Origin of the sequence: Sphingomonas agri (assembly GCF_038148795.1) — a bacterium.
In the GTDB taxonomy this organism is placed as follows: Bacteria; Pseudomonadota; Alphaproteobacteria; order Sphingomonadales; family Sphingomonadaceae; genus Sphingomicrobium; species Sphingomicrobium agri.
The window spans coordinates 116,028-127,141 of sequence record NZ_JBAPEU010000001.1; the positions used below are offsets into that span (position 1 = coordinate 116,028).

Here is an 11,114-nt window from a genome sequence, read left to right on the forward strand (position 1 = left end):
TCTGGCGCAACCACCCCTGCGACCCTAAATCGCGGTTCTTTCGAACCTTTCATCCGGGAGTAACCCATGGCTGACGCCGACCGCCTGCATCTCACCCTTTCGACCGGCGGCGATGTCGTCATCAAGCTTCGGCCTGACCTTGCGCCCGGGCACGTCCAGCGCATCACCGACCTCGCAAACAGCGGATTTTACGACGACGTCGTGTTTCACCGCGTGATCCCGGGTTTCATGGCCCAGGGGGGCGATCCGACTGGAACCGGTTACCACGGCTCCGATCTACCCAACCTCAAGGCCGAGTTCTCGGCCGAGCCTCACAAGCGCGGGGTTGCCTCGATGGCACGTTCCCAGAACCCGGATAGCGCCAACAGCCAGTTCTTCATCGTGACCGAGGACTCCCCCTTTCTCGACCGGCAGTACACCGTCTGGGGGGAGGTCGAGACCGGGATGGAATACGTCGATGCTCTGCCCGTGGGCGAGCCGCCTCGCGAGCCCGGCAAGATCGTCAAGGCGACGGTGAAGAAAGCCGGTTAGTGAACAAGGTCGCGCTCGTCACCGGCGCCTCTTCCGGCCTCGGGGTCGAGTTCGCACGGCAGCTCTCGAAGCGCGGCCACCGGCTCGTCCTCGCGGCGCGGCGCAAGGAGCGGCTGGACGAACTCGTCAGCGAGCTTGGCAATTCAAGGGCCGTCGCGATCGATCTTTCGACACCGGACGCGGCGGCACGGTTGATGGCCGATATCGAGGCGAACGGCGAAATCGTCGATCTCCTCGTCAATAACGCGGGCTTTGGTCTCATCGGGTCCTTCGCCAGGCTGGACCCCGCGCGGCTCCGGCAGATGATCGATCTCAACGTCGGCACATTGGCCGATCTTTGCAGGTCGGTCGCGCCCCGGATGATCGAGCGGAGGTCCGGGGCGATCATCAACGTTGCCTCGACCGCGGCCTTTCAGCCCGGGCCAAAAATGGCCGTCTATTTTGCAACCAAGGCGTTTGTCCTCTCGCTGAGTGAGGCGTTGCACGAGGAACTGAAGCCGCACGGGATCCACGTGACCTGCCTCTGCCCGGGGCCCACGCGGACCGAGTTCGGCGACGTTGCGGGCTTTGGAGGCAACGGCCTGTTCGAGAGGGTCGCAATGACGTCGCCAGAGGTCGTCGAGGCAGGCCTTGAAGGCCTCGAAAGAAACAAGGCGGTCGTGGTTCCCGGCCTCCTCAACAAGCTTACCGCGAACAGCGGGCGTTTCGCTCCTCGCTCGGTAGTTCGCAAAATTGCTGGCGCGATCAAATATTGAGGGGCAGTTGAAACCGGACCGCCCCGGCGCCGTTGCGTATCCGATATGATAGAGCGGGTCAGGAGAGAGAATGCCTGAAGCAGATACGATCGATCGGGTGACCTCGCGAAGGGTCCAGGTCGCAAGCCTGCCGCCTGCCGACAGCGGCCGCGGATTCGCCCGGCTTCCCGACCGGCTCATGGACGATCTCGGCCTCAACGAAGGGGACGTCATCGAGATCATCGGCAAGCGCTCCACCGCTGCGCGCGCCATCCGGCCGTATGGCGAAGATGAGGGAATCGACATCATTCGCCTCGACGGACTGCAGCGCGCCAATGCCGGCGTGGGCTCAGGCGATTTCGTCGAAGTCCGGAAAGTCGACTCGAAACCCGCGACCCGTGTCGTATTTGCGCCTGCACAGCCCAACGTTCGGCTGCAGGGCTCGGCCGATGCACTGAAGCGCACCTTCTCGGGGCGTCCCCTCGTCGAAGGGGACACCGTGGCCACGGCCGGACACCAGCGCATCAACGCCGACATGCCCGACCACATTCGGCAGTTGCTGAACGCGCCAGCCTTCGCGCTCCAGGAGCTCCGACTCGTGGTCGTGTCGGCAACGCCCAAGGGCATCGTTCACATCGACGGGTCGACCGCCGTCGAGCTCCTTCCCGAATATAAGGCAGCGGACGGCCAGCGCCGCGCCGACGTCACCTATGACGATCTTGGCGGCATGCGCGACACGATTGACGCGCTGCGCGAGATGGTCGAACTACCGCTACGGCACCCCGAGCTGTTCCAGCGCCTTGGAGTCGACCCGCCCAAGGGCGTGCTCCTTCATGGTCCGCCAGGGACCGGCAAGACGCTGCTCGCGCGCGCCGTTGCCAACGAAAGCGCGGCCAAGTTCTTCCACATCGCGGGCCCTGAAATCATGGGCTCCGCCTATGGCGAGAGCGAGCGGCGGCTGCGCGAGATCTTCGAGCAGGCAGCCCAGAACGCGCCCTCGATCATCTTCATCGACGAGATCGACTCGATCGCGCCCAAGCGCGGACAAGTGACCGGCGAAGCGGAAAAGCGGCTGGTCGCGCAATTGCTGACGCTGCTCGACGGTATCGAGCCGAGGCAGAATACCGTCGTCATCGCAGCGACCAACCGCCCCGAGGCCCTGGACGAGGCGCTCCGGCGGCCGGGACGCTTCGACCGCGAGATCGTCGTCGGGGTACCCGACGAGCCGGGACGCCGCGAAATCCTGGGAATCCACACGCGAGGAATGCCGCTTGCCGGCGACGTCGACCTCAACGATCTTGCACGACGTACCTACGGCTTCGTCGGTGCAGACCTTGCGGCACTCTGCCGGGAGGCGGCGCTGGAAGCCGTCCGCCGGATCATGCCGCGCATCAACCTTGCCGAGGAGGTCATTCCGTCGGAGATCCTCGATGCTCTTTCAGTCGAGCTTCGCGACTTCGAGAACGCACTGAAGCGCGTCCAGCCCTCCGCCATGCGCGAAGTGATGGTCGAAGCTCCGCAAGTCCGCTGGGACGACGTCGGAGGTCTCGATGCGGCCCGCGACAGGCTGCGTGAGGGGGTGGAGCTTCCGCTCAAGCACCCCGAAGCGTTCCGACGTCTCGGCATCCGTCCGGCCAAGGGCTTCCTTCTTTACGGCCCTCCCGGGACCGGCAAGACCCTCCTTGCCAAGGCAGCCGCGCGCGAAGCTGAGGCGAACTTCATCGCGACCAAGAGCTCCGATCTCCTTTCCAAATGGTACGGAGAGAGCGAACAGCAGATCGCGCGTCTCTTTAACCGCGCGCGCCAGGTCGCGCCGACGATCATCTTCATCGACGAGCTCGACAGTCTCGTTCCGGCGAGAGGAGGCGGCCTCGGGGAGCCGCAGGTCACCGAGCGCGTCGTGAACACCATCCTTTCCGAGATGGACGGCCTCGAGGAACTTCAGAATGTCGTGGTGATCGGCGCGACCAACCGCCCGACCCTCATCGATCCTGCGCTGCTTCGCCCAGGGCGCTTTGATGAGCTGATCTACGTCGGTGTGCCCGACACGGCCGGAAGACGGCGTATCCTTGCCATCCACACGACCGGAATGCCGCTCGCCGACGACGTCGATCTGGAGAAGATCGCGCAGCACTCCGATCGCTTCACCGGCGCCGATCTCGAGGACCTCGTGCGCCGCGCGGGCCTCACCGCGCTTCGGAGGGGCCTCGATACGCACCAGGTCACCATGGCGGATTTCGAGGTTGCCCTGACGGAGACCCGGGCCTCGGTCACGGCGGACATGCTCGAGGAATATGAGCGGATTCAGGAGACGCTGAAGAGCGATGCGACCCGGCCTCTGGGCGGCATCGGTTTCGTCCTTCCGGGCATGCTTCGCCCCAAGCAGGGCGGAAAGCCCTAGGCGGCGAGCTGGCGCCGGCCCACGAGCGCAAGGCCGACGAGAAGCAGCGCAAAGGCAGCAAAGGGCGAATCGTGGTTCCAGCCATAAAGGCCGATGCCCAGCGCCGGCGCGAGCACGTAGCTGATACCGTTCGCCGAGGTGATCACGCCTGCAACAGCACCCTGCTCAGCAAGCGGGACCGCGAGCGATGCGCCTGCCGTAAAGCCCGGCCGGGTAAAGCCAAATCCCCACGAGGCGACCGCAAAACCTATCGTAATCCCGTAGAGATCGCGCGAGAGCATGGTCCCGACGAGACCAGCCGCGGCGATGAGCGCGCCTGAAAGAATGAGTAACCTGGGACCAAAGTCGAGACGCGGGATCAGGCCCCACTGAGCACCCAGGGTCGCCACCGCACCTGCCATCATCACGATCGCAATCGGCCCTTCCGATCCGGAGGCAGGCAGGTGCAGGCGATCGATCACGAAGAAGCCGATGCACGTCAGCGTCGCGGCCTGCGCGTGTCCGGCAACGACGCCCGCGATGATCCAGGGCCGGATCCTGGGATCCTTCCAGCTGAGCCGCTTCTGGCGGCGCGGCGAAGTCGCGGCGGCAATGCTTGCCCCGGTCGGAGGACTGGCGAGCGAGGGATAGCTCATGGCCGCGCCGTGGCCGATCCGCCGGCCGCTCCGATCGTTGGGAAGCCAAATTGCAATCGAAAAAACCACGATGACGCCGATCAGCGCAAAGGCGAACAGCGGGCCGGCAAGGCCGACGAGAGGCAGTACGAACAATGGCGCAATGGCAGGGCCGATGATCGTCCCCAACCCGAAGGAAGAGGACAAAGCGGAAAGTGCAGCAACACGCCCGCTGCGCCGCGTCTTGGATGCAAGATAGGCCTGCGTCGCCGAGGGCGTCGCACAGCCAAGCCCGCCGTAAATGGATCTGAAGAGAGCAAACAGCGAGAAGGTCAGCGCGCCGCTGATCCAGCGATGGAGCCCGCTGAACAGGGCAATTCCGCAAAGGCTCATCGAGACGATGAAGCCGCTTACTCCCATGATCGTCAGGGTCTTTCGGCCATGATGATCGCTCTTCTCGGCCCAATAAGGCGCGAGCAGCACCCAGAGCACCGCCGACCAGGTGTAGGCGATGGCGACGTAGAAATCCTGGATGCCGATCTTGCGGCCGATCGCGGGCATGACCGATTGGAGCGCCGTGTTGCCCGAAGAGGCGACCAGCATCGCGCAGTAAAGAAGACCGAAATGAGTGTTGGTGAGCGCCGCCCGACCGACGGCCCCCTTATGCGCGATTGAAGCCACGACTCCGGGATAGGCAGCATCGCCGCCGAGCGGAACCTCTTCGTCGCATTATTCGCGCGCTTCGCAGAACAGGCGCGCGACCGGCCGCCTCCTTGTAACGTTAGGAAACCTTGCCAAGCGACGGCGCATTTGCCAACGCTCCGGCCCTCGTCTCGGCCCAAACGGAGCATTCATGCCCTCTTCTTCCGCGCGCACGTTGAAAAGTCCGCGCAGGCTTCAGCGCCGCCGTGACCGGCGCTCGCCGAGCCCGCACTGGCAATTCCTTCGCGGCTTCATCAAGAACCCGGTCATGGTCGGCTCGATCATTCCATCGAGCCGGGTGCTCATCGACAAGATGCTCGACCCGGTGGATTGGGAGAACACGAAGCTGTTCGTGGAATATGGTCCCGGTGTCGGCACCTTCACCAAGCCGGTGCTCGAACGCCTCGGGCCTGAGGCGACGTTGCTGACCATCGATACCAACGCCGACTTCACCCACTATCTTCGCGAGCGGATCGACGATCCGCGTCTGATCACGGTCACCGGCTCGGCCGCGGATGTCGAAAAAATCCTCGCCGACCGCAATTTCGGTTCGGCCGATTATGTGCTCTCGGGACTTCCGTTCTCGACCCTGCCGCCAGGCGTCGGAGACGATATCGCCAAGGCGACGGCGAAGGTCCTTCGCCCGGGCGGCGCGTTCCTGGTCTACCAGTTCAGCCCCAAGGTGTTCGACTTCATCAAGCCTCACTTCGAGCCGATCAAGCGGGGCTTCGAATGGATCAACGTCCCGCCGGCGACGCTGTTCTGGGCCTACAAGGGCGAGCCCAAGGCCTAGCGCTCCGGGCGGAAGTTGAGCCGCCTCGTCACGCTGTAGTCCATCACGTTCACGAGGAAGTGGGAAATGGCCCACTTGATCCGGCGCCATGGGTTCGCGCGCTGCGCGTGGATCTCCGGCGTAATCCATTTGCAGTCGACAAGCTCGCGCTCGAAATAGCCCCGCATCGCCTCGGCGAATGTCGCATCCTTGATCCGCAGCATGATCTCGAGATTGATGTAGAAGCTGCGATAGTCGAAATTGGACGAGCCGATGTGGACGATGTCATCCACGATGGCGAGCTTCGTATGGAGCTTCGCCGGCTGGTACTCGTAGATCTCGACATGGCGCCTGATGAGGCGGCTGTAGCTGTGGCGCGCGGCTGCCACCGTCGCATTGTTGTCGGACTTGGCAGCATTGATGATGCGTGCCCGGCCACGGCGCCCGACCTTGCCGATACGGCGGATCATCGCGCTCGGCGGCGCAAAGTACGCGAAGACGAGATCGAGCCGACGCGCGTGCTTCATGTCGCGCCCGATGCTCCGCCACCAGCTGTTGTGCATGCTCAAGGGGCCGCTGAACTTCCACTGGAGCGGACCCCGCCACTCGCTGTAGCCTGCCTCCATCCGCTGCAGCGAACGAAGCTTGGAGCCCTTCTGCCTGGACCAGTGGAACAGGCTGTCGAAATAGCGGCTCGGCAGCATCGCCTCGGGACCATCGAGCCGAAGCCACAGGTCGCGCCAATGGCTTGAGCCCTGGTCGCCAAGATAGGTCGCATCGATGTTGGCACCGCCGATGAGAACTGTCCTGCTGTCGATCACGATCAGCTTCTGGTGATTGCGCAGCAGGTAGCGGCGGCCCCAGGTGGGATTGAACACGCAATATTCTCCGCCGGCCTCCCCAAGGTCCTTGAAGAAATCCGCGGTCGCTGCGGAGCCGAAGCCATCGATCAGCAATCTGACCTTCACTCCCCGGCGTGCCGCGTCGGTCAGAGCATCGCGCACCGCGTCCCCGTCGCGATCCGGATTAAACATGTACATCAGCAGCTTGACGCTGTTCGCAGCGCCGGCGATCAGTTCGAGCAGGAGCCTGAAGCGCTCCTCCCCGCTCTCGATCAGCTCGAGCCGGTTGCCGGCAATTTCAGCCGTGATCGGAGCAGTTGAGAGAGATGGGGTGCCCTGGTCGGCCATGCCCTGCAGCTTCCTTGACTTTTTCGGCCCCTGCAAGCTATTGGCGCGACCTTCCTGAAATCCCATATTCCTGGCTTGGAATAGCTTTGCGGAGCGACGAATGGCGCGCGTTACGGTTGAAGATTGTGTCGACAAGGTCTCGAACAGGTTCGATCTGGTCCTGATCGCGGCCCAGCGCGCTCGCCAGATTTCGGGCGGCGCGGACCTCACCATCGATCGCGACCGCGACAAGAATCCGGTCGTCGCCCTCCGCGAGATTGCCGACGAAACCGTCCGCCCGCGCGAGCTCGAGGAAGCGATCGTCACCAACCTCCAGAAGGTGCGGATCGACGAGGAAGACGAAACCGAGGAACTGGCATCGCTGAGCGAGGCCGCCGAGGCGCTGCGCCTTACCGCCGCTGCTCCGCCGCGTCCGACTCCGTCGGGCGGCGACTACGAGTAATTTCGGTCTAGCCTGATCTCCGGCCGCCGGTTAGACCGGCGGCATGGTTCCCTTTTCGTTCGCAGGCGAAACGTTCTTCCCGACGGCCGAAGGCGCACTTTTCTGGCCAGCGCACGAGGCGCTGCTCGTCGCCGACCTCCATCTCGAAAAGGCGAGCTGGTTCGCAAGGCTGGGCCAGTTCCTGCCGCCGTACGATTCGCTTGCGACGCTGACTGCACTTGCCGTCGAAGCCGAACGGACGGGGGCAAGGAGGCTCTTCTGCCTTGGCGACAGCTTTCACGACCGCTTCGGGTGCGACCGCTTGCCTGCCAGTGCGCGGGAGCTGCTCACCACCCTCACCGGGAAGATCGACTGGACGTGGATCGTCGGCAACCACGATCCGGGTTTTGCCGACCATTGCGGCGGTCGCATTGCCGACGAGGTCGAGATCGGCGGGATCATCCTGCGGCACGAAGCCGCACGCGACGACACCCGGCCGGAAATCTCGGGACATTTCCATCCCAAGCTGAGGCTCCATCTCAAGGGACGTCACGTCTCCAGGCGCTGCTTCGTCACCTCGCAGAGCAAGATCATCATGCCGGCATTCGGATCGCTGACCGGGGGGCTTGATGCGCATCACCCGGAGATCCTCGGTTCGGTGGGCAGCGGGGCCGCTGCACTCGTTCCGGTCTCGGACCGCCTGCTGAGATTTCCGCTGGCCGCCTAGAGCGGGCGCACTTCAATCGCCATGGCTCCGGTCGGCGACAGGAGCAGCCGAGCAGTCGCGACGCGCGTCTTGCCGAATGTCGCCGCCTGGAGTTCGTTGCGCGCGGCGTGCCGGTCGAACTTGTATCCCTGAGCCTCGGCAGCCCGCCTCAGTCGATCAAGATGTGTGTCGAGATTGGCGATGCCCTCATCGGGATCAAACTTCATCGTCTCTTCAAGGTCGCTCATTGGTGCCCTTCATCCACGGCGGTGCGGCAAAGGACAAGTCCCCTCAGCTCGCGCTCGCATTGCGCCTTCGGGCGGCTGTTCCTAAACCCTGAGCATGACAATCAAAGCCACGTTGCTGATGGCCGCCATGCTGATATCCTCATCCGCGATCGCCCAGCCGATCGATCCCAGGGTCCAGGCGCGCATCGACCGCATCCTCAAGGCAACACCCCTTATCGATGGGCACAACGACATCGCCGAGCAGCTGCGCGAGAATCACGAGCTGAAGATCGAGAACCTCGCGAGCGGGACCGATAAATGGGCATCCCATCCGTTGATGACGGACATGGCGAGGCTTCACGAGGGTCGTCTCGGGGCCCAGTTCTGGTCGGTCTATATCCCCTCGGAAGTGACCGGAGACGCCGCGATCCGCGACACGATCGAGCAGATCGATATCGTGAAGCGCATGGTCAAAGCCTATCCCGCCGATCTCGCGCTCGCCGGCAGTGCCGATGACATCGTGCGCATCCATAGGAGCGGGAGGATCGCCTCGCTCATAGGCATCGAGGGAGGGCACCAGATCGGCGGCAGCCTCGCAGCGCTGCGCCAGTTCTACGAACTTGGGGCGCGCTACATGACGCTCACTCACTTCAAGAACAACGAGTTCGCCGACAGCGCGACCGACGATCCCAAATATCATGGGATCAACGAGTTCGGCCGGGCCGTCATCCACGAGATGAACCGGCTCGGCATGCTCGTCGACCTCAGTCACGTCTCGCCCGACACGATGCGCGCAGCGCTCGAGGTCACGAGGTCGCCGGTACTGTTCACGCACAGCGATGCACGCGCTCTTGCCGATCATCCCCGCAATGTTCCCGACGACATCCTGAAACTCGTCGCCCCGAACGGCGGCGTCGTCATGGTCAACTTCTATCTTGGCCACCTCTCACCCGAGTACATCCAGTGGTCGGCCGCCAAGGGCGCGGAGGACGCGCGCCTGAAGGCCTTATTCGTCGGACAGCCCGACCGCCGCGAAGCGGGAATGAAAGCATGGCTTGATGCGCATTCGGCGCCTCGCGCCGGCGTCGGCCTCATTGCCGACCATATCGAGCATGTCGCGAAGGTTGCAGGTTTCGACCATGTCGGCATCGGCGGCGATCTCGACGGCATCGGGATCGACGAAGCTCCCGCAAGCATGAACAGCGTCAGCGGCTATCCCCTGCTGTTTGCCGAGCTGATCCGGCGCGGCTGGAGCGACGAGAACCTCTCCAAGCTCGCGGGCGGCAATGTCCTGCGGGCGATGCGCCAGGCCGAGGCGGTCGCGGCATCGATGAAGAACGAAGCGCCGGCAACCGCGAGGCTGCAGCCCTGGTCGTCGACCGATCCCTGGAAATGAACGGGCAGCCCCTTCGCGCGGCGATCATCCCGGTGACGCCGCTGCAGCAGAACTGCACCTTGCTGTGGTGCACGGCGACCATGAGAGGTGCCTTCGTTGATCCTGGAGGCGATCTTCCACGTCTCAAGGCGGCGGCTGCGCAAAGCCAGGTTACGATCGAGAAGATCCTGCTGACGCACGGTCACATCGATCATTGCGGCAGCGCGGGGCTTCTTGCCGGGGAACTCGGCGTCCCGATCGAGGGCCCGCACGAAGCCGATCTCTACTGGATCGCGCGGCTTGCCGAGGACGGTGCGAAATACGGCATCACCGGGCAGCCGTTCGAGCCGGCACGCTGGCTCACGGACGGCGACGAAGTCAATGTCGGCGATCTTACCTTGGGCGTTCGCCATTGCCCGGGCCACACCCCCGGGCACATCGTCTTTCACCACGCGCAATCGAAGCTCGCCCTCGTGGGCGACGTGCTGTTCAAGGGTTCGATCGGCCGCTGGGACTTCCCTCACGGGAACCAGCAGGCATTGCTGGATTCGATCACCCAGCGTCTGTGGCCGATGGGCGATGAGACGGCATTCGTGCCGGGCCACGGGCCCATGTCGACCTTCGGTCACGAACGCGCGACCAATCCCTTCGTCGGGGACGCGGCGCTAGCGGCCTAGCACCTCCAGGACCACCGACGAGGTCGCCCAGAGGACGAGTGCGAGCGTCACAAGGCTCGATCCAATCATCCCGAACATCCTGAAGCGCTGCTTCTCGCTGCCATCCATGCCGATTGCATGAAGGATCCTGGCGACGATGAAGATGACGGCGATAGCGGTGAGCCCGGCACGATTGGCCCCGGAAAGCTCAAGCCCTCCCAAGAGGATGAGCACGAAGGGGGCGTTTTCGATAAAGTTTGCCTGCGCTCGCATTCGCCGCAGTAGCGGTTCCTGCCCGCCGTCGCCGACGCTTACTCGAAACTCCTTGCGAAGCGCGGCAATGCGTCCACCGAGCCATAGATTAAGAAGGGTCGAAGCGACTGTACTCGCAAGCGTCACCGGAACCGGGACCATCTACCTGCCCTCCCTCGCTTGGCCACGAAGCCCTCACGCCCTTGCAACAGCGCCCTTATTCGCTATAGGGGCCGCGGTTCGCGACGATCCGGCCGCCGCCCGCGGGGTCTCCCGCTGAGATGAGGCGCAGATCGTCGCAATTTTTATTGTTGTTCTATCTGCATGTGAAGGTGCCGCAATGGCTGTCCCCAAGAGAAAAACTTCGCCGTCGAAGCGGAACATGCGCCGCAGCCATCATGGGCTGAAGGCCACGCAGTTCCAGGAATGCCCGAATTGCGGTGAATTGAAGCTGCCGCACAACATGTGCGCGGCATGCGGCCATTATAACGGCCGCGAAGTCGTTTCGACCGAGGCCTAAGTTCGCGCCAGGC

13 protein-coding genes are annotated in these 11,114 nt (G+C 63.8%); 9 read left to right on the plus strand and 4 right to left on the minus strand.

Annotation, left to right across the window (positions count from 1 at the left end):
* Positions 1 to 66: 66 nt before the first annotated feature.
* From V8192_RS00625 to V8192_RS00635, 3 genes are all read left to right on the plus strand, one after another.
* Positions 67 to 531: a peptidylprolyl isomerase gene (locus V8192_RS00625; protein WP_341631125.1), complete on the plus strand. Its 465-nt coding sequence runs from the start codon at positions 67 to 69 to the stop codon at positions 529 to 531.
* Positions 531 to 1,286 (plus strand): SDR family NAD(P)-dependent oxidoreductase, encoded by a 756-nt coding sequence (locus V8192_RS00630; RefSeq protein ID WP_341631126.1) that lies wholly within the window; start codon positions 531 to 533, stop codon positions 1,284 to 1,286. Before V8192_RS00625 ends, V8192_RS00630 begins: the two co-directional genes overlap by 1 nt.
* 70 nt (positions 1,287 to 1,356) lie before the next feature.
* Positions 1,357 to 3,666 carry a CDC48 family AAA ATPase gene (locus V8192_RS00635; RefSeq protein ID WP_341631127.1) on the plus strand — a complete coding sequence of 770 codons (2,310 nt, stop codon included), beginning with the start codon at positions 1,357 to 1,359 and terminating at the stop codon, positions 3,664 to 3,666.
* On the opposite strand, the gene V8192_RS00640 is transcribed toward V8192_RS00635, so the two are convergent.
* Entirely contained in the window at positions 3,663 to 4,961 is a 1,299-nt protein-coding gene (locus tag V8192_RS00640; protein ID WP_341631128.1) for an MFS transporter, read from the minus strand. The two genes, V8192_RS00635 and V8192_RS00640, sit on opposite strands and share 4 nt — an antisense overlap.
* 172 nt (positions 4,962 to 5,133) lie before the next feature.
* Between V8192_RS00640 and V8192_RS00645 the strand changes: the two genes are divergently transcribed.
* The gene (locus tag V8192_RS00645) at positions 5,134 to 5,775 is read left to right on the plus strand and encodes a class I SAM-dependent methyltransferase (protein WP_341631129.1); all 642 of its coding nucleotides are present in this window, start codon (positions 5,134 to 5,136) and stop codon (positions 5,773 to 5,775) included.
* Here the strand turns inward: V8192_RS00645 and V8192_RS00650 are convergent.
* Positions 5,772 to 6,944: a phospholipase D-like domain-containing protein gene (locus V8192_RS00650; RefSeq protein WP_341631130.1), complete on the minus strand. Its 1,173-nt coding sequence runs from the start codon at positions 6,942 to 6,944 to the stop codon at positions 5,772 to 5,774. The genes V8192_RS00645 and V8192_RS00650 overlap by 4 nt on opposite strands.
* Before the next feature lie 100 nt (positions 6,945 to 7,044).
* Here V8192_RS00650 and rpoZ point away from each other — a divergent pair, with 100 nt between their 5' ends.
* Positions 7,045 to 7,386 (plus strand): DNA-directed RNA polymerase subunit omega, encoded by a 342-nt coding sequence (gene rpoZ, locus V8192_RS00655; protein ID WP_341631131.1) that lies wholly within the window; start codon positions 7,045 to 7,047, stop codon positions 7,384 to 7,386.
* A gap of 43 nt (positions 7,387 to 7,429) precedes the next feature.
* A complete protein-coding gene (gene pdeM / locus V8192_RS00660) occupies positions 7,430 to 8,092 on the plus strand; it encodes a ligase-associated DNA damage response endonuclease PdeM (protein ID WP_341631132.1) in 663 nt (220 codons plus the stop codon).
* Here pdeM and V8192_RS00665 read toward each other — a convergent pair.
* Positions 8,089 to 8,319 carry an aminotransferase class IV gene (locus V8192_RS00665; protein ID WP_341631133.1) on the minus strand — a complete coding sequence of 77 codons (231 nt, stop codon included), beginning with the start codon at positions 8,317 to 8,319 and terminating at the stop codon, positions 8,089 to 8,091. The genes pdeM and V8192_RS00665 overlap by 4 nt on opposite strands.
* A gap of 94 nt (positions 8,320 to 8,413) precedes the next feature.
* Here V8192_RS00665 and V8192_RS00670 point away from each other — a divergent pair, with 94 nt between their 5' ends.
* A complete protein-coding gene (locus V8192_RS00670; RefSeq protein WP_341631134.1) occupies positions 8,414 to 9,694 on the plus strand; it encodes a dipeptidase in 1,281 nt (426 codons plus the stop codon).
* Entirely contained in the window at positions 9,691 to 10,350 is a 660-nt protein-coding gene (locus V8192_RS00675; protein WP_341631135.1) for an MBL fold metallo-hydrolase, read from the plus strand. The genes V8192_RS00670 and V8192_RS00675 overlap by 4 nt, the downstream gene beginning before the upstream one ends.
* Here V8192_RS00675 and V8192_RS00680 read toward each other — a convergent pair.
* A complete protein-coding gene (locus tag V8192_RS00680; RefSeq protein WP_341631136.1) occupies positions 10,339 to 10,743 on the minus strand; it encodes an MAPEG family protein in 405 nt (134 codons plus the stop codon). The genes V8192_RS00675 and V8192_RS00680 overlap by 12 nt on opposite strands.
* A 178-nt stretch (positions 10,744 to 10,921) precedes the next feature.
* Here V8192_RS00680 and rpmF point away from each other — a divergent pair, with 178 nt between their 5' ends.
* The gene (rpmF, locus tag V8192_RS00685) at positions 10,922 to 11,101 is read left to right on the plus strand and encodes a 50S ribosomal protein L32 (protein ID WP_341631137.1); all 180 of its coding nucleotides are present in this window, start codon (positions 10,922 to 10,924) and stop codon (positions 11,099 to 11,101) included.
* Positions 11,102 to 11,114 lie beyond the last annotated feature (13 nt).